The sequence below is a fragment of the Rhizobium sp. rho-13.1 genome (genome assembly GCF_007000305.1).
In the GTDB taxonomy this organism is placed as follows: domain Bacteria; phylum Pseudomonadota; class Alphaproteobacteria; order Rhizobiales; family Rhizobiaceae; genus Rhizobium; species Rhizobium rhododendri.
This window is the reverse complement of sequence record NZ_SCFL01000002.1, coordinates 360,910-384,990: the sequence shown is the minus strand read 5'-3', so window position 1 is coordinate 384,990 and position 24,081 is coordinate 360,910. Positions and strand designations below refer to the sequence as shown.

Annotated in this window: 23 protein-coding genes, 1 tRNA gene and 1 riboswitch; of the genes, 13 read left to right on the top strand and 11 right to left on the bottom strand. The window is 60.9% G+C overall.

Features of this window, described 5'->3' with window-relative positions:
* The first annotated feature begins 25 nt into the window (after positions 1–25).
* A riboswitch (SAM riboswitch) is annotated at positions 26–104 on the top strand.
* A 46-nt stretch (positions 105–150) separates the two neighbouring features.
* Together EQW76_RS08330 and apaG are read left to right on the top strand one after the other, a co-directional pair.
* On the top strand, positions 151–1,335 hold the full coding sequence (locus tag EQW76_RS08330; RefSeq protein WP_142823942.1) for an O-succinylhomoserine sulfhydrylase: 1,185 nt from the start codon (positions 151–153) through the stop codon (positions 1,333–1,335).
* A 189-nt stretch (positions 1,336–1,524) separates the two neighbouring features.
* Positions 1,525–1,917, top strand: coding sequence for a Co2+/Mg2+ efflux protein ApaG (gene apaG / locus EQW76_RS08325; RefSeq protein WP_142823941.1), 393 nt, complete (start codon positions 1,525–1,527; stop codon positions 1,915–1,917).
* Between the two features lie 27 nt (positions 1,918–1,944).
* Here apaG and EQW76_RS08320 read toward each other — a convergent pair whose 3' ends face one another.
* From EQW76_RS08320 to EQW76_RS08310, 3 genes are all read right to left on the bottom strand, one after another.
* Positions 1,945–2,937: an Hsp33 family molecular chaperone gene (locus EQW76_RS08320; RefSeq protein WP_142823940.1), complete on the bottom strand. Its 993-nt coding sequence runs from the start codon at positions 2,935–2,937 to the stop codon at positions 1,945–1,947.
* Positions 2,938–3,007: 70 nt separating this feature from the next.
* Positions 3,008–3,925 carry an ornithine carbamoyltransferase gene (argF, locus tag EQW76_RS08315; RefSeq protein ID WP_111216608.1) on the bottom strand — a complete coding sequence of 306 codons (918 nt, stop codon included), beginning with the start codon at positions 3,923–3,925 and terminating at the stop codon, positions 3,008–3,010.
* 69 nt (positions 3,926–3,994) lie between these two features.
* Positions 3,995–5,194 carry an aspartate aminotransferase family protein gene (locus EQW76_RS08310; protein ID WP_142823939.1) on the bottom strand — a complete coding sequence of 400 codons (1,200 nt, stop codon included), beginning with the start codon at positions 5,192–5,194 and terminating at the stop codon, positions 3,995–3,997.
* A 436-nt stretch (positions 5,195–5,630) separates the two neighbouring features.
* Between EQW76_RS08310 and EQW76_RS08305 the strand changes: the two genes are divergently transcribed.
* Entirely contained in the window at positions 5,631–6,158 is a 528-nt protein-coding gene (locus EQW76_RS08305; RefSeq protein ID WP_142823938.1) for a GcrA family cell cycle regulator, read from the top strand.
* A 76-nt stretch (positions 6,159–6,234) separates the two neighbouring features.
* On the opposite strand, the gene EQW76_RS08300 is transcribed toward EQW76_RS08305, so the two are convergent.
* Positions 6,235–6,642: a DUF2000 family protein gene (locus EQW76_RS08300; RefSeq protein ID WP_142823937.1), complete on the bottom strand. Its 408-nt coding sequence runs from the start codon at positions 6,640–6,642 to the stop codon at positions 6,235–6,237.
* A gap of 13 nt (positions 6,643–6,655) precedes the next feature.
* Here EQW76_RS08300 and EQW76_RS08295 point away from each other — a divergent pair, with 13 nt between their 5' ends.
* Positions 6,656–7,534 carry an AraC family transcriptional regulator gene (locus tag EQW76_RS08295; RefSeq protein WP_244616942.1) on the top strand — a complete coding sequence of 293 codons (879 nt, stop codon included), beginning with the start codon at positions 6,656–6,658 and terminating at the stop codon, positions 7,532–7,534.
* A gap of 68 nt (positions 7,535–7,602) precedes the next feature.
* On the opposite strand, the gene phoB is transcribed toward EQW76_RS08295, so the two are convergent.
* The 3 genes from phoB to phoR form a co-directional block, all read right to left on the bottom strand.
* Positions 7,603–8,286, bottom strand: coding sequence for a phosphate regulon transcriptional regulator PhoB (gene phoB, locus EQW76_RS08290; RefSeq protein WP_111216600.1), 684 nt, complete (start codon positions 8,284–8,286; stop codon positions 7,603–7,605).
* A gap of 32 nt (positions 8,287–8,318) precedes the next feature.
* Positions 8,319–9,032, bottom strand: a complete 714-nt coding sequence (gene phoU, locus EQW76_RS08285; RefSeq protein WP_111216598.1) for a phosphate signaling complex protein PhoU — start codon at positions 9,030–9,032, stop codon at positions 8,319–8,321.
* Between the two features lie 202 nt (positions 9,033–9,234).
* A complete protein-coding gene (gene phoR, locus EQW76_RS08280; RefSeq protein ID WP_224128105.1) occupies positions 9,235–10,491 on the bottom strand; it encodes a phosphate regulon sensor histidine kinase PhoR in 1,257 nt (418 codons plus the stop codon).
* A gap of 233 nt (positions 10,492–10,724) precedes the next feature.
* Between phoR and ppk2 (EQW76_RS08275) the strand changes: the two genes are divergently transcribed.
* Entirely contained in the window at positions 10,725–11,606 is an 882-nt protein-coding gene (gene ppk2 / locus EQW76_RS08275) for a polyphosphate kinase 2 (protein WP_142823935.1), read from the top strand.
* 16 nt (positions 11,607–11,622) lie between these two features.
* Here ppk2 (EQW76_RS08275) and EQW76_RS08270 read toward each other — a convergent pair whose 3' ends face one another.
* A complete protein-coding gene (locus tag EQW76_RS08270; RefSeq protein WP_142823934.1) occupies positions 11,623–12,957 on the bottom strand; it encodes a hypothetical protein in 1,335 nt (444 codons plus the stop codon).
* A gap of 291 nt (positions 12,958–13,248) precedes the next feature.
* Between EQW76_RS08270 and EQW76_RS08265 the strand changes: the two genes are divergently transcribed.
* The 3 genes from EQW76_RS08265 to EQW76_RS08255 all read left to right on the top strand — a co-directional run bounded on the left by EQW76_RS08265 (position 13,249) and on the right by EQW76_RS08255 (position 15,098).
* A complete protein-coding gene (locus EQW76_RS08265; RefSeq protein WP_142823933.1) occupies positions 13,249–14,205 on the top strand; it encodes a nitronate monooxygenase family protein in 957 nt (318 codons plus the stop codon).
* A gap of 109 nt (positions 14,206–14,314) precedes the next feature.
* Positions 14,315–14,390, top strand: a tRNA-Thr gene (locus EQW76_RS08260).
* Positions 14,391–14,513: 123 nt separating this feature from the next.
* A complete protein-coding gene (locus EQW76_RS08255) occupies positions 14,514–15,098 on the top strand; it encodes a hypothetical protein (protein ID WP_142823932.1) in 585 nt (194 codons plus the stop codon).
* Positions 15,099–15,142: 44 nt separating this feature from the next.
* On the opposite strand, the gene EQW76_RS08250 is transcribed toward EQW76_RS08255, so the two are convergent.
* Together EQW76_RS08250 and EQW76_RS08245 are read right to left on the bottom strand one after the other, a co-directional pair.
* Positions 15,143–16,339, bottom strand: a complete 1,197-nt coding sequence (locus EQW76_RS08250) for a hypothetical protein (protein ID WP_142823931.1) — start codon at positions 16,337–16,339, stop codon at positions 15,143–15,145.
* Between the two features lie 301 nt (positions 16,340–16,640).
* Positions 16,641–18,242, bottom strand: a complete 1,602-nt coding sequence (locus EQW76_RS08245; protein ID WP_142823930.1) for an inorganic phosphate transporter — start codon at positions 18,240–18,242, stop codon at positions 16,641–16,643.
* A 178-nt stretch (positions 18,243–18,420) separates the two neighbouring features.
* On the opposite strand from EQW76_RS08245, the gene ppk2 (EQW76_RS08240) reads away from it, so the two are divergent.
* Positions 18,421–19,332 carry a polyphosphate kinase 2 gene (gene ppk2 / locus EQW76_RS08240; protein WP_142823929.1) on the top strand — a complete coding sequence of 304 codons (912 nt, stop codon included), beginning with the start codon at positions 18,421–18,423 and terminating at the stop codon, positions 19,330–19,332.
* Between the two features lie 71 nt (positions 19,333–19,403).
* Here ppk2 (EQW76_RS08240) and EQW76_RS29650 read toward each other — a convergent pair whose 3' ends face one another.
* Positions 19,404–19,763: a hypothetical protein gene (locus tag EQW76_RS29650; RefSeq protein ID WP_224128600.1), complete on the bottom strand. Its 360-nt coding sequence runs from the start codon at positions 19,761–19,763 to the stop codon at positions 19,404–19,406.
* A gap of 432 nt (positions 19,764–20,195) precedes the next feature.
* Between EQW76_RS29650 and EQW76_RS08230 the strand changes: the two genes are divergently transcribed.
* From EQW76_RS08230 to EQW76_RS08215, 4 genes are all read left to right on the top strand, one after another.
* Positions 20,196–21,104, top strand: coding sequence for an ABC transporter substrate-binding protein (locus EQW76_RS08230; RefSeq protein ID WP_142823928.1), 909 nt, complete (start codon positions 20,196–20,198; stop codon positions 21,102–21,104).
* Positions 21,105–21,176: 72 nt separating this feature from the next.
* A complete protein-coding gene (locus EQW76_RS08225) occupies positions 21,177–22,343 on the top strand; it encodes an ABC transporter permease (RefSeq protein ID WP_142823927.1) in 1,167 nt (388 codons plus the stop codon).
* A gap of 26 nt (positions 22,344–22,369) precedes the next feature.
* The gene (locus EQW76_RS08220) at positions 22,370–23,308 is read left to right on the top strand and encodes an ABC transporter ATP-binding protein (protein WP_162854761.1); all 939 of its coding nucleotides are present in this window, start codon (positions 22,370–22,372) and stop codon (positions 23,306–23,308) included.
* On the top strand, positions 23,305–24,054 hold the full coding sequence (locus EQW76_RS08215; protein WP_142823925.1) for an ABC transporter permease: 750 nt from the start codon (positions 23,305–23,307) through the stop codon (positions 24,052–24,054). The genes EQW76_RS08220 and EQW76_RS08215 overlap by 4 nt, the downstream gene beginning before the upstream one ends.
* Positions 24,055–24,081: the final 27 nt, after the last annotated feature.

The following is a 24,081-nucleotide window of genomic DNA, read 5'->3' as shown; positions in this document are numbered from 1 at the left end:
GCAAGCGGCCAACGGCAGTATTGCAGTCTTATCCCGTGGTGATTTGGCCGGTCGGCTTGCAGCCACGTTAAATAAATGGCTAAAAAGACCGGGTTGAAAACCGGTCTGCTTTTGCGACCGGTTTTTTTGTATCACGAAGGTGGTGATGGCATGACCAAGACTTGGCGCCCCGCAACACAACTTGTCCATGGCGGCACGTTGCGCTCGCAATTCGGCGAGACATCCGAAGCAATCTATCTGACACAGGGTTTTGTCTACGACAGCTCGGAGGCGGCGGAAGCCCGCTTCAAGGGCGAGACGGAAGGCTTCATCTACGCGCGCTATGGCAGCCCGACCAACGACATGTTCGAAAAGCGCATGTGCATGCTGGAAGGCGCCGAGGAAGCGCGCTCGACGGCATCAGGCATGGCGGCGGTCAGCGCGGCGATTCTCTGCCAGGTGAAGGCAGGCGACCATATCGTTGCTGCCCGCGCCCTGTTCGGCTCGTGCCGCTGGGTCGTCGAGACATTGGCGCCGCGCTACGGTATCGAATGCACGCTGGTCGACGGCCGCGATCTGGCCAACTGGGAACAGGCCATACGCCCGAACACCAAGGTGATGTTCCTGGAGAGCCCCACCAATCCGACGCTCGAGGTGGTAGACATTGCCGGCGTCGCGAAACTCGCCAACCAGATCGGCGCCAAGCTTGTCGTAGACAATGTGTTTGCTACACCGTTGTTCCAGAAGCCGCTCGAACTCGGCGCCCACATCGTCGTCTATTCGGCCACCAAGCATATCGATGGACAAGGTCGTTCGCTCGGTGGCGTCGTTCTGTCGGACAAGGACTGGGTCGACGAGCACCTGCAGGACTATTACCGGCACACCGGCCCCGCTATGTCGCCGTTTACCGCCTGGACGCTGCTGAAGGGTACCGAGACCCTGCCGGTGCGCGTCAAACAGCAGACTGAAAATGCCAGCCGCATTGCCGACTTCCTTGCCGACAGCGGCAAGGTGGCCAAGGTGATCTATCCCGGCCGCAAAGACCATCCGCAGGCCGATATCATCGCCAAGCAGATGACCGGCGGCTCTACGCTGGTCTGCATGGAACTCAAGGGCGGCAAGGAAGCGGCGTTCGCGCTGCAGAATGCGCTGGAAATCGTCAAGATCTCCAACAATCTCGGCGACGCCAAGAGCCTGATCACCCATCCAGCCACCACCACCCACAAGAACCTGACCGACGAGGATCGCGCCGAGCTCGGAATTTCCCCCGGCACTGTACGGTTTTCGGCCGGCATCGAGGACACGGACGATCTCATCGAGGATTTCGCCCAGGCGCTGGAGAAGGTCTCGGCCTGATCGGATACCAAACAGGCTGCCCGGCCTTGCCGGGCGGCGACACGCCGGGTCCGTGTTAACCCCGCACATTATCCTTAATATTCAAAAGGCCGCGTCAGCCATCGCATTTGGCCTTAATTAGGCTTCCCTTCCTTGACGAAGGTTGAAGGCTAGAGGATATCGTAACCAAATTCATTGAAGGTGGCTGGGATGTACCGCGCCCTTACACGAGATATCGAAGTCATCGTCGAGCCGTTCTATCTGGAGGAGCAATCCGATCCGGAAGACAGCCGCTATGTCTGGGGCTATCGGATCGTCATCTCAAACCACTCGACATCGGCAGTCCGGCTGGTTACGCGCTACTGGCATATCACCGACCAGAACGGCCAGGTCGACGAAGTCACCGGTCCCGGCGTCGTCGGCGAACAGCCGCAGTTGAACCCCGGGGATACCTATGAATATTCGTCCGGCTGCCCGCTGGATACGCCTTCGGGCATGATGTTCGGCCATTACTCCATGGAAAACGACCGAGGCGAAACGTTCGAGGTCGAAATCCCGGCTTTCTCGCTGGATTCGCCCGGCCTGATGCGGACGCTGAACTGACGCCGCCCGAAAACGGCGCCTGTTCTATCAGCTTTTGACCAGTATCTCCGCTGCCTCGTAGCGGTAGGTTGTCGAGCAGAATTCGCAAGTGACGGAAATCAGCCCGTCTTCCTCGCTCTCCGCCATCTCCTCCGCAGAAAATCCCTGCAGTACGCCCTTGATCTTGTCGCGTGAACAGCTGCAACGGTCGAAGACCGGTTGCGGGGCGTAGACGCGGGCACCGCGCTCGTGGAACAGCCGATAGAGCAGGCGCTCGGTCCCGACCAATGGATCGGTCAGTTCATCGGCATCGACCGTTTCCAGCAGCGAGCGGGCCTCGGCCCAGGCGTCGTCGTCCGTGTGGTCGATGGCGTTCTCGTCGCCGTCGCCGCCGTGGAGATCCGGCAGGCGCATGCGCTCCGGCGCGTCCGGCAGAAACTGTGCAATGACGCCGCCTGCCCGCCAGCGATGGCGCGGCTTGCCGGCCTCGTCGCGGTCGAACAACTCGGCGGCACCGAGACGAACCCGGGTCGGGATCTGCTCCGACTGGCGGAAATAGACGCCGGCTATATCTTCCAGCGACGATCCGTCGAGCGGCACGATGCCCTGGTAGGGCTGCGAATATTGGCCCTGGTCGATGGTAAAGGCGAGGATGCCCTTGCCGAGCAGTTGCTCGGGCTCGGTTTGTCCGGCCTTGATGGCGGAGGCCAGTGCTTCCTCATCGAAACGGGCATAGGCGCGGACGTTTTCCGGTGTCGAGAAATCAGCCACCAGCAGGTCGACCGGTCCGTCGCCCTTGGTCTGGACAGTGAACTTGCCTTCGAACTTCAGCGACGTGCCGAGCAACACGGTGAGTACGATGGTTTCGGCCAGCAGCCTTGCCACCGGTGCCGGATAATGGTGGCGCTCGAGGATTGTGTCGAGCATCGGGCCGAGCTGGACGGCACGGCCGCGCACATCGAGGCTCGCGACCTGGAAGGGCACAACATGATCGTCGCCGGCATAACCGAACTCTCCCAGCGCTGCTGCACTGTCTGGCATGGGTCTACTCCTTGCTGCCGGCGGATGGCCGCCCAGGCAGCCACCGTTTACAACGGCGGCTTGGTTGATCTCAGATCGCGCCCAGGCACCATGCAAGAATAGACTTCTGCGCATGGAGGCGATTTTCCGCCTCGTCGAATACAACGGATTGCGGGCCGTCGATCACCTCGTCAGTCACCTCTTCGCCGCGATGGGCGGGCAGGCAATGCATGAACAAAGCGTCTTTTCCTGCCTCTGCCATCAGAGCCGCATTGACCTGGTAGGGCTGGAAGACATTGTGACCACGGGCCCGATGCTCCTGATTCATGGAAACCCAGGTATCGGTCACCACGCAATCGGCGCCGGCGACCGCACGGTCGGCATCATGGCTGAGCATGATCTCGGCGCCCTGATTGCGGGCCCAGTTCAAATAGTGATCCTTCGGCTCGGAGCCAAGGGGGACCGCCATATTCATGCGATAGCCGAAACGCGCCGATCCCTCGATCAGCGAATGCAGCACATTGTTGCCATCGCCGGACCAGGCGACCGTCTTGCCCTTGATCGGACCACGGTGCTCCTCGAAGGTCATGATATCAGCCATCACCTGGCAAGGATGCGTGTCGTCGGTGAGCGCGTTGATGACCGGCACCGTTGCGTGCTCCGCCATTTCCAGCATGCGCGAGTGCTGGGTGGTACGGATCATGATCGCATCGACGTAACGTGACAGGACCTTGGCGGTATCGCCGATGGTCTCGGCGCGACCGAGCTGCATCTCGGTACCGGAGAGGAACAGCGTTTCGCCGCCGAGCTGGCGCATGCCGACATCGAATGAGACGCGGGTGCGGGTCGAGGGCTTTTCAAAGATCATCGCCAGCATCTTGCCTTCCAGCGGCCGGCCGGCAGTACCAGCCTTTGTCGCCTTCTTGCGGAGGATTGCGTCATCGAGGATCTTGCGCAGGTCGCCTGACGCAACAGTCGAGAGATCGAGGAAGTGTTTCGGGGAGGCCATGTCTAGCTGTGCTCCAAAAATGAAAACGCCCGTGGCGGGCACGAAGCCCGGAACCCACGGACGTAGAATTCAAGCCGATTTGCGGGATTTCTGGGCGCGCAATGCTTCTGCGGCACGCTCGATGCGGGCGAGACCTTCGCGGGCGTCTTCGGCAGTAGCGATGAGAGGCGGCAGCAGGCGAATGACGTTGTCGCCGGCGGGAACGCCCAGCAGGTGTTCGGCACGTATGGCATGCAGCAGTTCGCCAGCCGGGATCGCCGCCTTGATACCGAGCAGCAGCCCCTGGCCGCGCACCTCTTCGATGATGTCGGGATAACGGTCCTTGAGCGATGCCAGCCCCTGGCGGAAGACCAGGGATACGTCGTTGACATGCTGGAGAAAGCCTTCGGCAAGAATGACGTCCAGCACCGCGCCGCCGACGGCCATGGCCAGCGGATTGCCGCCATAGGTCGAGCCGTGGGTGCCGGCCTTCATACCGGAGGCAGCTTCTGCAGTGGCGAGGCACGCACCGAGCGGAAAGCCGCCACCGATGCCCTTGGCCACGGCCATTATGTCAGGCGTGATGCCAGACCATTCGTGGGAGAAGAATTTGCCGGAGCGACCGACGCCGGACTGGACCTCGTCGAGGATCAGCAGCAGGCCGTGCTCGTCGCAGAGTTCGCGAAGCGAACGCATGAACTCCTTGGCAACCGGGCGAACGCCGCCCTCGCCTTGCACCGGCTCGATGAGGATCGCTGCGGTCGCATCCGAGATCGCCGCCTTGACGGCCTCGAGGTCGCCGAACGGAACCTGATCGAAGCCGGGGGCCTTCGGGCCGAAGCCTTCGAGGTATTTTTCCTGGCCGCCGGCAGCGATCGTCGCCAACGTCCGGCCGTGGAAGGCGCCTTCGAAGGTGATGATGTGGAATTTTTCCAGATGGCCCTTCGAATACTGGTAGCGGCGGGCCGTCTTGATGGCGCATTCGAGCGCCTCGGCACCGGAATTGGTGAAAAACACCTTGTCGGCGAAGGTCGCATCGGTCAGCCGCCTGGCAAGCATTTCCTGGCCCGGGACCTCATAGAGGTTCGACAGGTGCCAGACTTTTTCAGCCTGCGTCTTCAGCGCTTCGACAAGGTGCGGATGTCCATGACCGAGCGACGACACGGCGACGCCGGCGCCGAAATCCAGATAGCGCTCGCCCGTTTCCGTGATCAGCCATACGCCCTCGCCTCGCTCGAACCGCAGGGGCGCGCGCATATAGGTGTCGTAGAGTGGCGCGGCTTCGGCCATGGCGCAATTCCTTCGATCGATCAGGACGTGACGGCTGTTGTCCTGCAACGCCGCCGTCGGCAATGAAAAATGCCGCCTTGCGGCGGCTTGGGCACTATTGTCGTTCCGCGGAACCATGTCAACAAACAGTGGATTAGTCAACGAATAGTTGATTTTAACCTTGCGGCAAAAGCCATATCGTGAGGGTCTGGAGACGGGCATTAAGGCTATTGCAGAAATACCACAGTAGGCAGCAAGTTGGGGAAAACTTGGAAATCGATTCTCCGCGATTCCCGCGACTCTTGTCACGGAGTCAGCCTCACACTAGGTTAAATCTTGATTACTAGACTGCAATGCGGCGGACCTAGTCACCACAATTTAAGAGCGTTTTGTGCCTCGATAGCATTCGAGGCAATGGCGAAGGATTCCGCCATCATGAACGCAGTCGGAGACAAGCATGAATTGGACGGACGAGCGCGTCGAAAGGCTCACGAAATTATGGGCCGAAGGATTGAGCGCCAGCCAGATCGCGGCGCAGCTCGGCGGCGTCAGCCGTAACGCTGTCATCGGCAAGGTGCATCGACTTTGCCTGCCAGGCCGAGCAAAGGCCGGCGGCACATCGTCGACGGCGCGCTCCACCAAGCGTAACGTTGCTCCCGCCCGGCCGACCACCTTTGGCGCCCGCCCTGCCGCCCCGCGCTCGACGGTTCGTGCCGAAGGCGCAACCATGGTCAAGGAAGATGCCGAGCTAGACGCAACGGCACCCGTGCAGTTCCGCCCATCCTCCAATGCCATCGCGCCGGTTGCCCGCCGCATTGGTCTGACGGACCTGACGGAACGCACCTGCAAGTGGCCGGTCGGCGATCCGCTGAAGGACGACTTTCACTTCTGCGGTCATGAATCGCCAGATCAGTCTCCCTACTGCACATACCACCAGAAGTTGGCGTACCAGCCAGTTCACGAGCGCCGTCGCGCCGCCCGCTAAGCCGGGTAAAAACGACAACAGAGAACGGGCCGCGAGGCCCGTTTTGCGTTTCAGGTTTTGATGGCCCAGAAACGTGTCAGGGATGCAAACTCGCACCTTTGACGATCTTGTCCACGAGCTTCTTTTCGGCCCGCAGCGCGATGCCGACCAGCCTGGCGGTGTCGGGACCGAACTCGAGGAATACGGCCCGGTTGGCGGCATCGTGACCTGTCGCGAACATTTCTTCGATATAGGCCGATACTCGCGCCTGGCGTTCCAGCGCGCGCTTGTGGATAGTCCTTAGCACGTCCTGATCCGCCACAAGCACGACCATCGGCTGAACGCTCATGGGACTGTAGACATGGCCGAGAGCATCCCGGTATGCTTCGCCGATGATTTCCGGCGACTGGGCAGTGATCCCGCTCACAAGGAAGGCCGTGACGTTGAGCTTCTGCCAGGTAGCGAGGTCATGGCGGATGACAATCGCGATTTTGGTATCGAACATGTACAAGAACTCCATGGAAGGCATCGAAAGAACCGATCGAATAGCGCCTGCCCATGCCCTCGGTCTTGAACGTTCGTGCAAGATCGGTTTTCGCGACGGATTGAGCATCGCCGCGTCCAGCCACGGCATCGAGCGCATGGAAGCGCGCTTTCACGGCAACGGCTTTTCGCCGCACAGACATGACACATATGCACTGGGTCTGACCCTCCGTGGTGTCCAGACGTTCCGCTATCGCGGCGCGGAGCGCTTTAGCCGTCCCGGCAACGTGATCGTTCTGCATCCCGATGAAGTCCACGATGGCGCGGCAGGCACCGACGACGGACTGATCTACCGGATGCTCTATTTGCCGCCCGCGGTGGTCGGCCTCCTCGAGGTGGGCAATCGGGCCCTGCCCTTCGTCCGCGATCCCGTCGTGACTGACGCTGGCCTATTGTCTGCGCTGGCGGACGTCCTTTCGGATCTCGACCATGCGCCGAACGATCTGGCGATGGACGACGCGGTTGCGCGGCTGACGGCGGGACTCTTCCGACAGGCCGACGACCCGAGGAAAGCACCCACGAGAATCGATCGCCCAGCTGTCCTGCTGGCGCGTGATTTTTTGACCGAGCATTGCGAAGAGGGTGTCAGTTCCGAAACGTTGGAGGCGATCAGCGGTCTGGACCGTTACGAACTGTCGCGGCAGTTCCGGCGGGCCTTCGGCACCAGTCCGCACCGTTATCTCGTGATGCGTCGTCTTGACCGAGCCAAGCGGCTGCTAGGTGCCGGCTATGGCCTTGCCGGAGCCGCTGCAGAAGCGGGGTTTGCCGATCAGGCACATTTTACCCGCCATTTCCGGGCCGCCTTCGGTATGACCCCGGGCAGATGGCTGGCAATGCATGATTGCCAACCCTAGTAGTGTCAGCCCGCTAAATGCACCGACTGGATGGCACCGGCACCATCATCGGCGCCTGCACTCCAGCCTCAGACTTCCATGGAATAGCCGGCGCCGCGCACGGTGCGGATGACGTCCTGCATGTTGGAAAAATTCAGGGCCTTGCGCAGCCGGCCGACATGCACGTCAACGGTGCGTTCGTCGACGTAGATGTCATGGCCCCAGACGCCGTCGAGCAGCTGCGAGCGGGAAAACACCCGGCTTGGCGATGCCATCAGGAATTCCAGCAGGCGGAACTCCGTCGGGCCGAGGCGAACCTCGCGGCTCTTGCGATGTACCCGGTGCGTCTCGCGGTCGAGTTCGATGTCGCCGCAACGAAGGACGCTGGACAGCACCTCCGGGCGGGCGCGGCGCAGCATGGCGCGGACACGGGCCATCAGTTCCGGCGTCGAGAACGGCTTGACGACATAGTCGTCTGCACCGGTGGAAAGGCCACGGACGCGCTCACTTTCTTCGCCACGCGCCGTCAGCATGATGATCGGCAGACGTTCGGTCTCCGGCTTCATGCGCAGGCGGCGGCAAAGTTCGATGCCGGAAACACCCGGCAGCATCCAGTCGAGGATCAGGAGATCCGGAATGCGCTCCTGCAAGCGCATCTCGGCTTCATCGCCCCTCAGGATCGTATCGACTTCGAAACCTTCTGCTTCAAGGTTATAGCGCAGCAGCACGCTCAGCGCTTCTTCATCTTCTACGACGGCAACTCTCGGAACCATGGGGCCCGCTCTCCTTCAAAAACCCTTCAGGCCTATTCCGTCATGGCGCCGACGGTATTGGCAGTATCGTCCTTCGGGCGGTCGCCCTCAGGCAATGCACCGGTCGCCATGTAGAAAATCGTCTCGGCGATGTTGGTGGCGTGGTCGCCGATGCGCTCGATGTTCTTGGCGCAGAACAGCAGATGCGTGCAGGTGGTGATGTTGCGCGGATCTTCCATCATGTAGGTCAGCATCTCGCGGAACAGCGAGGTATACATCGCGTCGATTTCCTCGTCGCGCTCGCGGATGGAGACCGCCTTGTCGGGCGAGCGGGTCGTGTAGACGTCGAGAACTTCCTTCAACTGGACGAGCGCCAGTTCGGACAGATGCTCGATGCCGCGTGCCAGGCTGCGCGGTACGCCGGTGCCCTGCACGGCGATAACGCGCTTGGCCGTGTTCTTGCCGAGGTCGCCGACGCGTTCCAGATCGGCGGCGATCCGGATCGAGCCCATGATTTCGCGCAGGTCGGCAGCCATCGGCTGGCGGCGGGCAATCGTCAGGATCGCCTTGTCGCCGACTTCGCGCTCGGCATGATCGAGGATCGTATCGTCAGAGATGACCTTCTGAGCCAGCCCGACATCGCCATTGACCAGCGCGCGGACGGATTCACCGACCATCTGCTCGGCAAGGCCGCCCATCTCGGAGATGCGCCGCGTCAGGAATTTCAAATCTTCGTCGTAGGCGGAATGAATGTGTGTCGAAACCATTTTCTATCCTCAAATTGAAAGGCGTCACGGAACGTAGGTCTGCTCGGCGCGGCGACGGCAACGGGTTTCGCCTTTTCGAGGCCCTTTTTGATATCGGCCTAATGCTCGCCCTTTTATGTCAGCCCAATGAAACAATTATGACAATCGAAATCATTGAATTAATTCAATTTTCGCAGCCTCGAATAAGGTGTCACCGGGTTATTCAGAAGCGCACCGTGAAATCCGTGCCGCGGCCGACTTCGGATTTGACGATCAGCCTGGCCCGGTGACGGGTCAGGATGTGCTTGACGATGGCGAGCCCGAGGCCTGTGCCCTTCTTGGACCGGCTGTTTTCGACGCTGACGCGATAAAACCGCTCGGTCAGGCGCGGCACGTGTTCGGCCGGAATTCCGCCGCCGCTGTCGGACACGGTGACCTCCACAGGCTCGCCGGGCTTGTTGCGCAACGTCACGTCGACGCGCTTGCCCTCCTGACCGTACTTGCAGGCATTCTCGATCAGGTTTTCGAACACCTGCACCAGTTCGTCGCGATCACCGGTCACCTCCGCCTTGCCTGACGGCATATGCAAATTGATAGTGACATCGAGATCCATCGCCAGCGGCACCAGCGCATCGCGCACATGGCCAAGCAGCGGCACGAGATCGACCTTCTGGTCCGGCGCCAGATGGGACTTCAACTCGAGCCGCGACAGCGACAGGAGATCGTCGACCAGCCGGCTCATGCGGGTCGCCTGATCGAACATGATCGCCAGAAAGCGCTCCTGCGCCTTGGGATCGTTGCGCGCTGGCCCCTGGATGGTCTCGATGAAGCCGCGCAGCGAGGCCAGTGGCGTGCGCAACTCATGGCTGGCGTTGGCGACGAAATCCGACCGCATGCGGTCGATATGACGCAACTCCGAGACGTCGCGAAACGACAGCAGGAAGAATGTCTGGTTGCCGAGATCGGAGAGCGCCAGCTCGACAGGCGCAATCCGCACTATGAAGACACGCTCCGACGGCAGACGCTCGGAATGCTCGATCTGGTTGGGCACGCCGGTGGCAATCGTTTCCCGCACCATGTCGAGAATGCCGGGCGAGCGCAGCTTTGCCGACAGGTGGGCGCCAATCGGGAAGAGGTCGAGCGCCCTCTCTGCTGCAGGGTTCTGATAGAACACCGACGCCTCGCGATCCAGCACCAGAACTGGCATGTCGAGACCAGCCAGGCCTGCGGTCATCGGCCTCAGGACTGCCGCCAGATCTACCGGGGCCGGCTCGACTTTCGCCGGCTGCGCCCTGCGCGCCACCAGGGGTGCGCGCAGCAGGGCAACGGCAACCACGACCAGCAGCACGGCGAGGATGGCCACCACGTCGGTACCCTCCGCCATGGCCAGAATGGCAACCAGCACGGCCAGAATCAGGATCGCTCTTTCCTGCTTCAAGCGCTGCCCGAGCCGATTTAAAATTGATGTATTCTCTTCCAACGCCGCCGGTCCGATTCTACGTCCACACGTCTAAGACTCGGACTGATATAGCAAATTCATGACAGAAGTTTTCAGCACTATCCACAGTCGTGGAACCCTTGGGCTCCCTCGCCAGTCATAGTCGGCGGAAGGCTTGAAATGACACAGTAAATATGTGTCTTCTGAGCCGGTTTATAATTTTTACGAACTGAGCCCCTGATGGCAAATACAGGCCAATGGCCCGAGGAGGATCTATGGGAGACGAAGTCGAAAGCCGCATGGTCGAGCTGGAGCTGCACGGCAAACGGCGTATCTTCGACGTCGACGACCCCGTTCTGCCCGACTGGGTCGCAGACAAGGCGCTGTCGTCCGGCCACTTTCCTTATAAGAAAAAGCTGAAAAGCAGCGAATACATGGACGATCTGAAAGCGCTTCAGATCGAACTCGTGAAGGTCCAGTTCTGGCTGCAGGCGACGGGCAAGCGGATCATGGCCATTTTCGAGGGCCGGGATGCTGCCGGCAAGGGCGGTGCGATCTTTGCGACCTCCGCCCACATGAACCCACGCCTCGCGCGGGTCGTGGCACTCAGCAAGCCGAACGACCGCGAAGCCGGGCAATGGTATTTCCAGCGTTACGTGGACCAATTCCCGACATCGGGCGAATTCGTCCTGTTCGACCGCTCCTGGTACAACCGCGCCGGGGTCGAGCCGGTGATGGGGTTTTGCACGCCGGAGCAGTACGAGCAGTTCCTTCACCAGGCGCCGCAGATGGAGAAAATCGTCGAGCATGAGGGCATCATGTTCTTCAAGTTCTACCTCGACATCGGCCGGGAAATGCAGCTGAAACGCTTTCACGACCGGCGCCACGATCCGCGCAAGGTCTGGAAGCTGTCATCCATGGATATCGCCGCCCTCGACAAGTGGGACGACTACAGCGAAAAGCGCGACCGGATGCTGAAGGAAACCCACACGGACTATTCGCCGTGGACCGTTCTCCACGCCAACGACAAGCGGCGCGCCCGCCTCAACCTGATCCGGCACATACTTTCGACGCTGGACTATCCCGGCAAGGATAACGACGCTATCGGCGAGATCGATGGAAAGATCCTCGGCTCGGGACCGGGGTTTCTCAAATGATGACTAAGAGTGCGCCTCAGGGCGCCTCGTTTCCGGGAAGCACGCGGATGGCGTAGATATTGACGCCGGTCGACTTGCCGTCGACATCCGTATTGAACACGAGGTTGCCGGAAGCATCAGCCGGCAGCGGCTTGTTGAAACGCAGCTGGAACAGCGCATCGGACTTCTGGCGCGTCACATCGAACCGGTGACGGCCGCAACCGCCATAGGTACCGAAACTGCATTCGACGGTAATCTGTGTCGGTGCATCCGAGATCGCCTGCAGCGTCATGGCAACCGTTGCCGGCTTGCCCGAGAGCTTCTGCAGGGTAGCCGATGGAACAGGGATCGCGACATTGCCGGTGGTGTCGGGCGACTGCGAGGTCAGACGGACTGTCGGACCTTCATTTTCCGAGGCGTTTTCGATCTTCGCCTGGGTGCCGCTGACAGCCTTTGCGGCATCGGTCGGCCCGAAGATCTGGATCCAGTCGGCCGAGAACCGGTCCTGCGGGTCGATCGTCGCCAGACCGGCGTTGCTGCCGGAGTCGAGATCGGCGTTGTTGTCGTTGGCGTCTTCGCCTTCGGGAGTGATCTGCGCCGGCTGGTTCCGGACACTGGTGTCGCGCTGCGCTGCTGTCAGAAGCACGCCCGAGGTCTTAACCCACCAGGCACCGATGCCGAGAAAGGCGACGACGATGCAAAACACCAGCAGGCGGGAAAAGAACTTGCGCGGCTTGCGACGGCTGACCGCCCGCTCCGGCTTGAAATCCATGCTGCGCGACGGCGCCGCCATCGCCGGCTCCTCGTAGGCGCCGGGTTCGGCTGCCAGGTGATCGCCGGGACCTGCATGGATGCCGCCGAGGTCACCTTCATCCGTGTGGCCGGAAGAAGACGTATCGGCACCGCGCGTCTCGCCGCGCAACTCCATTCCGGGCTCCATGCGTCCCGGCTGCTGTGTCGCCTCTGGCCGCACTGCGGCGCCGAGCGGTGGCGCTGCGGCGGGCGAAATAGGCGCAGGCCGGGGAGCTGCCATGGACTGGGCAGCGACCGGCCGTGAAGCCGGCTGCACCACCGGCCTTGCAGGCTCCGGCACAGGCTCGGAGGGTCGCGTGGGAGACGGGACGGGCTCGGCAGCTGGCTGGACAACGGCAGCATCGCGAAGCCTCGCCCGCTCCTCGCCCTCGATCGCTCGGATCGTCAGTTCCAGACGCTGGCGCTGGGCGGCAACCGTTTCGACGTCGGTGATGTCCTGCTTGCGCAAGCCAGCTTCCAGTGCCTGGCGGGCGGACTGGTAAACGCGAGCCCGAACCTCGGGGTTGTCGCGCTCGGATCGCTCCAGGGCGCTTCTGATGGCCGTTTCTAATCCGCTCACATCCGGTCCTTCACTCTGACTGGCGACGCCATGCAATCCTGACAAATGACTGGCAGGAATCGGTAATGCCCTGTCCGGCGATACGCAAGGGTCGGTACCATGCAGATGCCATTAGACCGGGGATAAGACAGGTTACCACGGTATTTGCTCAAAGATAGCGGCGCTTCAGCCACCATCAAGGGCAGCGGCAGCATCGCCGCCCTGATCGGAAAGCGACTTTTCCCGCCGATCCGAACCTGATAGCAAAAACGTGGCGCATTTATCGGCGCCAGTGAGCACAGGAGCTTGCCAATGGCGCTTCCACCGATCCTGACGCGCGGCCTGCGCCTGCCGGTCGTAGCATCGCCGCTTTTTATCATTTCCCACCCGACGATGACACTTGCGCAGTGCAAGGCAGGCGTCGTCGGCAGCTTTCCGGCCCTCAATGCTCGCCCGGAAAGTCTTCTGGACGAATGGCTGGCTGAAATCACCGAGACGCTGGCTGCACACGACGCTGCCCATCCCGATCAGCCAGCCGCGCCCTACGCCGTCAACCAGATCGTCCACAAGTCCAACCGGCGGCTGGAGCACGACCTCTCGCTCTGCGTGAAATACAAGACACCCATCGTCATCTCATCGCTGGGGGCGGTGCCGGAGGTCAATGCGGCCGTCCACTCCTATGGCGGCATCGTGTTGCACGATGTCACGACCCTGCGCCACGCCCGCTCGGCTATCGCCAAGGGTGCGGATGGCCTGATCGCGGTGGCAGCGGGTGCCGGCGGCCACGCGGGGTCGCTGTCGCCCTTTGCGCTCGTCCAGGAAATCCGGCAATGGTTTAACGGCCCGCTGCTTCTCGGCGGCGCCATTTCCACAGGCGGCGGCATTCTGGCGGCCGAGGCGATGGGCGCCGACATGGCCTATATCGGCTCGCCTTTCATCGCGACCGAGGAGGCCCGGGCGAGCAGCGCCTACAAGCAGGCAATCGTCGACGGCAAGGCCGCCGACATCGTCACGTCCAGCTACTTTACGGGGGTCAGCGGCAACTATCTAAAAGCCTCGATCCTCGCCGCCGGGCTTGATCCCGACAGCCTGCCCGAGGATTCTGCGACAATGGACTTCGAACAGGCAAGCTCGGGCGCCAAGGCATGGAAGGACATCTGGGGATCGGGACAGGGCATCGGCGCCATCGATGCCGTCGTCCCCGTGCGGGATCTCGTCGACCGTCTGGAGCGGGAATACCGGCAGGCGCGCGCCCGACTGCTGCGGTGAAACGGCCTGCGACGGTTTTTTGGCGATCTGCCAACAGAGCGCTTGAAATCTTGTCCGAGAGACTGTATCAGCCCCATGCACATCGAAGGCTGTCCCAGACGCCGCGATTGCCGCTTTAGCTCAGGTGGTAGAGCACATCATTCGTAATGATGGGGTCAGAGGTTCGAGTCCTCTAAGCGGCACCATTTTCTCAGTCTTTAAAACTACACAAAGATCGTTCACCCATGCATTTCGTTGAAGGCGTCCAAGCCCCGGTCGGGAGCTGGCTTGCGGACATATGCTGCCCTGCGTGCGGCCATCGAAATGTGATGCTCGGATTTTCCCGGGTGCCGGATCTTCAGTGGTCCTACGGCGAGAGCAGCGGTTCGCAGCCTGGGGCCGTCATCTATTATGCCGGACTTCGACAGTGCCCCAACCCCGAGTGCCATGCTGTCATCTCGGCGTTTTCGGACAGCGAGGGAGGCCGTTCCGTTCACCGGCCGGAAGTCCTCGTGTTCTCCGGGAACACCCTTCCGCCCAGCCTCATGGGGACAATCGAGGAGGCGGTCCAGTGTCATGCGGTGGGGCTCTACGTGGCCTCGGCAGTGCTGGTCCGCCACATGCTCGAGCATCTCTGCAACGATATCGACGCCGACGGAGAAGGCCTGCAGAGCCGCATCGCTGCCCTCAACACATTCACGCCCATGACCGGAGAGCACCCCGGCATCGCGGGCGGCGCTCGCATCGTGATCAACGATGATGCGGAGATACAAGCGCGGGAGCCCTTTAGCGCCAACCGGGAAGAAAGCGAACTCGCCATCTACCTGGCAAGGCAGCTTTTGCGCGCAGTCTACCAATACGGCAGCCTCCGGTCGCGACTGATGGCACTCAGAACCGCTCCCGGGATGGGGTGAACATACCAAACCGGCTCCGATCAGGCATGATAGCCAGCCGCCGTTCAGGCCAGCTCGAACTGCGGGAAGGATTTGCGATCAATGTGGTAGATCGCGAGATAGTCGTTTTCCCTGAAGAAATCCGCGTCCTGCGCGTAGGCAAAGGCATTTGCCCACCGCACGGGATTGATTTCGCGGTGAACCCTGCCAACCATGGCAGCCGGCTTGAACTCGAGCGAATGGGCGATCCCTTCCACCGGGACGAACGAGAAGCCGCCGTGCAGCCCCATGTAGAACTGGTAGGTGATGTGATCGTAGAGGTTATGGGCAAACCTTTCGACGAATTGCAGGCTGGTGTCCCACTCTATCCAGTTCAGAAATCCGGGAACGCTTCCGGCTGCGTAGACCGGAATATCCCACCACCAGCTATAGAATCCCCAGTTGCGCGATATCGCCTGGATATCGGCGTGCTCTGCATGCGGCGATAGCGCCATCGACGAGGCGTGCATGATGTTGCGTTCAGCCGCGTGTTTTTGCGTCAGCAATCCGGCATACCAACGGGCCTGCGAAACGACCTGCTCCGCCGCCGCCGTCCATCCGGTCGGCCGGAGAATGAAGGTCTCGGCATCGACGCAGAGAATATAGTCGTAGGACTTGTGGACCAGCGAGAGCGCGAGAAACTTCTTGACCGTCGGCCAAGTCTTGCGATCGGCCACGACAGAGATCGCGCTGCCGGTTAAATGATCATCGAGGACGATCGCATGGTAATAAAGGGACGCCGATGGCTGGTGCATCGTTGCAAAAGCCCGACGGTCAGCATCGGTCGAGAACACAAAGACGATGTCGTAGTCGGAATCGACGCTCTGGTAGAGAAGGTTGATGCCATAGATGAAATAGGCGTCGTGGATGGGAACGACGAGTGCTGTCCGGTTCAAAGGCCGTGCGATTTCTCCGCACTCCTGCAGATAGTGGATTTCTCCTGTACCGCCGAGGCGAAATCGTCCTTCCATCGTATACTTGCCGTCGTTCTCGATTATGCGATCGAACCGGGTGGAAACAGCACCGTCCTGATTGAGAAACTCGATAGCGCCCGCCTTCACTCTCCAGGCGTTCTCGTTTGGGTGCGAGTAGTCCTGCAGATGGCCGCCGGATTGCAGGCTGAGCCTTGGCGAGACCACCGCTTTCGTATCAACGTTGCCGAAACTCCAAGCTTTGTTCTTCATCAGAATTTCGAGGGAAAAATCGTCGAACTGATGCGCCATGGTCTGTTCCTGCATTTAACGGAAATCTCCGGCACCGACGAAAAGATGGGTAGGACACCCATCTGGCGGAAGCCGTCTGCAGCGAAAACTTTTGGCGATGGACGCGCAACGTCCAATACCTCTCCGCCTCCCCGCAATACCCGCAGGAATAGAGATGCGACCTTGTCCGGGCCTGATGGTTCGGGGTGGTGGTGCCTGTCGCGCGGCTGGGTGCGAGACGACGAGATTGCAGCGACGGTCGCAATACGAAGACGTCGAGCGGATGCGGGCGCCGTCTGCGGCGCCCGCATCCGCTCTCGGATCAGAAGACCTGGCGCAGGATCACGTAGAGAACGAAAGCGATGGCGATCGAGGCTGGCAGGGTGAGAACCCAGGCGGTCAGCATGTTGCGGATGGTCGACCATTGCAGGCCAGAGCCGTTGGCTGCCATAGTTCCGGCGACGCCGGACGAGAGCACGTGGGTGGTGGAAACCGGCAGGCCGAAATGGTCGGCGGCGCCGATGGTGATCATCGCCACGACTTCGGCAGCGCCACCCTGGCCGTAGGTCAGGTGTGTCTTGCCGATCTTTTCGCCGACGGTGACGACGATGCGTTTCCAGCCGATCATGGTGCCGAGCCCGAGTGCCAGCGCAACGGCCACCTTGACCCAGGTCGGGATGAACTTCGTCGCGTTGTCGACGGCCTTGTGATAGCCGGTGACAGCGGCAAGGTCTTTCGCATCCATCGCCAGAAGCTTCTGCTTGTCGATGAGCTTCAGCGCTTCGCCGATCAGATAGATGTCGTTGCGGACGTTGCCGACCATGTTCGGAGGCACGGCTTCGAGGGTTGGAAAGGCAGCGACTTCCTGGCTGGTGATGTGGATATATTGCTGCAGCGCCGGTGTGGTCGCGTCGGTCCATGTCTTTGTCTTGACCGCATCCGATACAGCGGCCTTCGCATCGGCGACGACGATGCCCGGTTTGACATACTTGCCGAGCGCGGTCTCGACCTGTGCAGAGGCGGACTTGTAGGCTTCGAGATAATTGACGTCCGGGGTCCGGTTGAGCGCAAAGGCGGTCGGCACGAGACCGATCAGGATGAGCATGATCAGGCCCATGCCTTTCTGGCCATCGTTGGAGCCGTGCGCAAAGCTGACACCGGTGCACGTGAAGATCAGCAGGCCGCGGATCCACAGCGGCGGAGGACCGTTGGTCTTCGGCTCCTCGTAGAGCGCCTTGTTCTTGATGAAGACCTTCATGACCAGAAGCAGGATTGCGGAGAAACCGAAGCCGATCAACGGCGAGATCAGCAGCGAAAGGCCGATATTGGTCGCCTGCGACCAGTCGACGCCGCTGGTGGCGCTGCCGGCGGGGGCTAGGAACTGGTTGGCCAGGCCAACGCCAATGATCGAGCCGACCAGCGTATGCGAACTCGACGACGGGAGGCCGAGATACCAGGTCCCGAGGTTCCAGACGATGGCGGCGATCAACAGCGCGAAGACCATGGCGAGACCCGAACCGGAGCCGACCTGCAGGATCAGTTCTACCGGAAGCAGGGCCAAGATGCCGAAAGCCACGGCACCCGACGAGGTGAGAACCCCGAGGAAATTGAAGAAACCGGACCAGATGACGGCGAATTCGGCAGGCATCGAGCGCGTATAGATGACAGTCGCCACTGCATTTGCCGTGTCGTGGAAGCCGTTGACGAATTCAAATCCGAGAGCAATCAGAAGCGCAAGGCCGAGGAGTATCCACGGAACAGCGGAGGCGGAGGTGAGATCACGGTCCAGCGCATAGGCGATATAGCCGAGTCCGCCGAGAAGCACGAGAACGAGAAGGGGTACGAACCACTTGCCGGAGCCCCCGGTTTTATCCAGCGGGTGGCCGATCCCGGCGTTGCTCCGCTCAGCGCTCATATCGACCATTTAATCGCTCCCTCATCTAAACTTATCAATTGTTAATAAAATGGCTCTGTGAAGGTCTGGTGACATCCCGGCCATTTGCAGGCGCCGGGACGGGAAACGATGGCTGCGGGATGCCGGTTTGTCACATTCCTGTCGCCAACTCCTGCTCCTGTCTGTGTGCAAACGAAGGAACGCGCCAATGTCCGATCAGGAAGACCAGCTTCGCCGCATCAAGGATGAAATTGCCGACAGCTTCGACGAAGAGCTGGAGATGCAGATGGAGGAAGACCGGCTCGACGAGCTCGTCGCCGAAGGCATGGTCGAGCCGGCGGAAGCAACGCTCGAGCGCAAGGTCTATTTCCGGGAGCTGTTCCGGCTGCAGCACGAACTGGTGCGGCTGCAGGACTGGGTGCAGTACAAGAAGCTGAAGGTTGCGGTCATCTTCGAAGGGCGCGATTCTGCCGGCAAGGGCGGCGCCATCAAGCGCGTGACGCAGCGGTTAAACCCGCGCGTCTGCCGCACGGTCGCCCTTCCTGCTCCGACCGAGCGCGAGCGCAATCAATGGTACTTCCAGCGCTATGTCGCGCATCTGCCGACGGCCGGCGAAATGGTGTTGTTCGACCGCAGCTGGTATAACCGGGCCGGCGTAGAGCGCGTCATGGGCTTTTGTACGGAAGACGAACTGGAGGAATTTTTCCGGTCCGTGCCCGAATTCGAGCGCATGCTGGTCCGCTCGGGCATCATCCTCATCAAATACTGGTTCTCGATCACCGACGAGGAGCAGGAATTCCGGTTCAAGATGCGCATCCACGATCCGCTGAAGCAATGGAAGCTTTCGCCGATGGACATGGAAAGCCGCATCCACTGGGAAGAATATACAAAGGCCAAGGAAGACATGCTGGCGCGCACCCACAGCGATGCGGCGCCTTGGTGGGTCGTACAGGCCGTGGACAAGAAAAGGGCGCGCCTAAACTGCATCGCCCATCTCCTGAAGCAGATTCCTTACGAGGATGTGCCAAAGGCAGAAGTGGAACTGCCCGGCCGTATCCGCCACGAAGACTACAGTCGTTCGCCGGTGCCCCCGGAAATGTACGTGCCGGAAATCTACTGAGGACTTACGCAGCAAGTTCCAGATAGTGTCCTTCACCGGGCGCCATCTGGAACAGCAGATGCGCGAGTAGCTCAGGCTTCAGGGCTGGCTTCAGCCGCCGCAGGCTTGCGCTTCGCCCGGACGCGCTTTGGCGCAGGCTCGGCCTTGTCCTTGGTCGCGATCGACGGAGCGACGCTTACTTCATGGGTTTCTTCGGAATCCTCAGGCGTTACCTGGTCCAGGCGATGCTTGATAGCCAGCGCGTAGATTGTGTTCAGTACATTGCCATCGCGCAGATCGGGGTCGCTCAGTGCAAGCAACGAAGCACGCACGATCTTCTTGCTACTGGTCTTGCCGCATTCCTTTTGCACGAATTCATAGAGGGCGTTGTCGCTGAGACCAGCGGTCGCGCCATCAACCAATGCATGATAGATTTTTTTCTTCTCGCCCAATTTTTCAGCTCTCCGACTGCGCGTTTTAAGGTGCAGAACCAATAAAAAATTACTTCTGAGCTACCTTTCGTCATTCTACTGTCACAAACAACCCCATTTCGCGGCAGAAAAATCGGCTAAAATCACTGGTTAAGGCGCCGGCGGCACGCTTGCAACTTTGGCGTCTATTGAAACCATGACGCGACGTTGCTTGCACGTTTGGTAAAAACAACGCCGCGCGGACTAAAATTCAGCATGATTTTCCACGCCTTTACCGCAGCATCGGCGATAATGCCTGGCTGGTCGCAATTGGCAGGCGAGTCCTATCGATATTTCGTAGACAAGCGCTAATTCATCGCAACTGACTATCGGACGAAATGACGGCCAGTAACGCATGTGCCATCCGGTCAGCGTTGGGGGCGTGACAGAGATCATTGGGGTAAAGGGAACACTATGCTGAAAACACTTACCGTCGCCGCATCGCTTGCGGCCTTCATCGCTACCGGCGCCAGTGCCGCAGATGTCGTCGTCTCGTCGAAGATCGACACCGAGGGAACGCTGCTCGGCAACATCATCCTGCTGTCGCTGAACGCTGCCGGAATCAAGGCGCAGGACCGCATCGCGCTCGGCACCACGCCGGTTCTGCGCAAGGCGATCACATCGGGCGAAATCGATATCTATGCCGAATACACCGGCAATGCCGGCTTTTTCTTCAACAAGGCGGATGACGCGGCCTGGAAGAGCAGCGACGCTGGTTACGCTCTTGCCAAGAAGCTCGACTACGACGCCAACAAGATCGTCTGGCTGACACCCTCGCCTGCCAATAACACCTGGGCGGTAGCCGTGCGCAACGACGTGGCGGGCCCCAACAAGCTGAAGACCATGTCGGATTTCGGCAAGTGGATCTCGGGTGGCGGCAAGGTAAAGCTGGCGGCATCTTCTGAGTTCGTCAATTCGGCCGCAGCGCTTCCAGCCTTCCAGACGACCTACGGCTTCAAGATCAGCCCTGACCAGACGATCGTTCTCTCCGGAGGCGATACAGCGGCCACCATCAAGGCCGCCGCCGACCAGACCAACGGCGTCAACACCGCCATGGTCTACGGCACGGACGGTGCTATCGAGGCTGCCGAACTGACCGTCATGGAAGACGACAAGGGGGTACAGCCGGTCTATGCACCGACGCCCATTATCCGCGAGGCAGTCTTGAAGGCCAACCCGAAGATCGAAGAAGTACTGGCCCCGATCTTCAAGAGCCTGACGGCCGAGGAACTGCGGACCCTCAACGGCCGTATCCAGGTAGACGGCGAGCCGGCCAAGGCGGTTGCCCAGTCCTACCTGAAGGACAAGGGCTTCCTGAAATAACAATCGACATTTTCCTATGGCCCCGCCCATTGTGCGGGGCCATAGTTCGTTTTCGACGTCTGGAGCCGGTGGATGGATGATGGGTACAGGGTCCGTGGAGCGGATCGTCTCGGCATTGTACTTGTAACCGTCGGCCTTCTGGCAACGGCAACGATGCCGCTTATCATTGCCAAAGCTAACCGGATTGCTGCCGGCAAGCCGCTGGCCCTGACCCAGCTTCTCGGCCAACCCGTTGTGCTGGCTCTCATGGCATTGCTGCTGGCCACCGGAATTGCCGCCATCTTTGTCCGGAATGCACCCCTGCGCCTTGTCATCGCGACACTTTGCCTTGCCACCCTGCTGCTTGCCATCGGCCTTGTGTCGACTGCTTCCACGCCTAATGGCAGCGCGTCTGCTCGCATGACGCCCGGCGGTACGTTCTGGGTGCTTCTCGCCGTTGTGGGGCTGGTTATTTCGGACGCGCTGGTGAAGCTGCAGCTCACGCCTTGGATGCGGGTGGCATCGCTGCTGTTCTATGCGGCGCTCCTCGCGGCATTTCTCTTTTCAGGCAGTCTCGACAGCCTGTCGATCATGAAGGAATTTGCTATTCGCTCCGAACAGTTCTGGGGCGAGGCAGTAATTCATGTTTTTCTCGCCTTCGGTTCGGTCATCATTGCCATCTTCCTCGCCTTGCCGCTCGGCATCCTCTGCTTCTGGGTGCCGAGGCTAAGGGCAATCGTGCTGCAGGTGCTGAGCATGGTACAGACCATCCCCAGCCTCGCCCTGTTCGGGTTGCTGATGCTGCCGCTCGGCTACATCGCAACCCACGTGCCTGGCGCCGCTGACCTCGGCATCCGCGGTATCGGTGCCGCGCCGGCGCTGATCGCGCTGATCCTCTATTCGTTGCTGCCGGTTGTCGCCAATACGGTCGTTGGCCTCGAGGGAGTCGATCCGGCCGTGCGCGATGCCGCAGCAGGCATGGGACTGACGCGGCTGCAGATCCTGTTCGGCATCGACCTGCCGCTTGCCTTTCCCGTCATCCTCACCGGCATCCGCATCGTTCTGGTCCAGGCAATCGGACTGGTGACCGTGGCAGCGCTTATCGGCGGCGGCGGTTTCGGATTGTTCATCTTCCAGGGACTGGGCCAGACCGCGATGGATCTGGTGCTGCTCGGCGCCGTGCCGACCGTCTTTCTGGCATTTTCATCGGCCGTCGTTCTCGACGCCGTCATCGACACCATCCGGGGACGCCGCGCATGAATTCGACCGGGATACAGCAGGAAACGATGATCGAATTTCGCAACGTGACGAAGCGATATGGCGACGCTACTGTTGTCGACGACGTCAGCATGACGGTCACCAAGGGCTCGGTGACCGTCGTCGTCGGCACCTCCGGCTCAGGCAAATCGACACTGCTGCGGATGGTGAACCGGCTGGTGCCGATGACAAGCGGCCAGATCCTGGTTGGCGGCAGGGATGTCGTTTCCGTGCCGGTGACCGAACTCAGGCGACGGATCGGCTACGCCATTCAGGGTCACGGTCTGTTTCCCCACCGCACGGTGGCGCAGAACATCGCGACCGTGCCGCAGTTGCTTGGCTGGGACAAGCCGCGCATCGATCGACGGGTTGAGGAACTGCTGTCGCTTTTCCGCCTGGACGCAGCGACCTTCGCCGGCAAATATCCGCATCAGTTGTCCGGCGGCCAGCAGCAGCGTGTCGGTGTCGCCCGGGCTCTTGCGGCAGAACCGGAGGTGCTGCTGATGGACGAGCCGTTCGGAGCTCTCGACCCCGTCATCCGCGGCAAGGCCCAGGACGATCTGCTGGCGATCCAGAAACAATTCGGCACGACCATCATTCTTGTCACCCACGATATGGACGAAGCGTTCCATCTTGGCGACCGCATCGCAGTGATGAGCGAGGGCAAGCTGCTGCAGTGCGCCTCGCCCGAGACTATCCTGACCGAGCCAGCCGACAGCTTCGTGGAGCAACTCACCGGGACTTCCGATAAGGCGTTGAAGCTGATGGCCATGCTGCCGTTGAAAGCCGGCATGGAGCCGGCAAAGGCAGGTCTTGGCTTCGGCCTTCCCGAAACCCTGAACTTGCGCGACGCGCTGTCGGAAATGATCTGGCAGGGGATAGACGAGGCCTCCGTCCGCGACGAGAACGAGAACCCGGTAGGCTCGATCTCGATGCAGCGACTGCTACAATTGGGCAAGCGCGCATGAGGCTCTTCGTCGCCAACGTCTTCAGGCTTACCGCGCTGGCGCTTCTTCTCATCCTCTTGTTCAGGACGGAGTGGCTGACTTTCCTGCTGGCGCCGCTTACCAACTACGGTGCGCCGCCGGTCTATACGCAGAACAGTCTGGTACTGCTGGCAGCCAACCACCTCGAGCTTGTGGCGATCTCCATAGCCGGCAGCGCGGTGCTTGCCGTTCTCGGCGGCATATTCGTGACGCGGGCGAGCGGCGCCGATTTCCTGCCGCTGACCCGGGCCATCGCCAATGCCGGCCAGACGTTCCCGCCCGTGGCCGTGCTGGCACTGGCGGTGCCGGCCACCGGCTTCGGGATGGCGCCGACACTGATCGCGCTCTTTCTTTACGGCCTGCTGCCGATCTTCGAGAATACCGTAGCCGGGCTGCAGCAAATACCGGCGTCCCTGCTCGAGGCCGCAGACGGGATGGGCATGAGCCCGCGCCAACGGCTTTTTTCGATCGAGCTGCCGTTGGCCATGCCTCTCATACTCGAGGGATTGAAGGTCGCGACCGTCATCAACATCGGTACGGCGACAATCGGCTCGACTGTCGCCGCCAAAGGGCTGGGAGAGGTGATCATTGCCGGGCTGATTTCCGACAACACCGCCTTTATCCTGCAGGGTGGGCTGATCGTCGGGTTGATGGCCGTATTGATCTATGATGCGATGGCGCAGGTCGAGCGGCTGCTCGCCAGACGAACTGGCCTGCGTGCAGCATAAGGCTTACCCGTCGCTCGTAGATTTCGG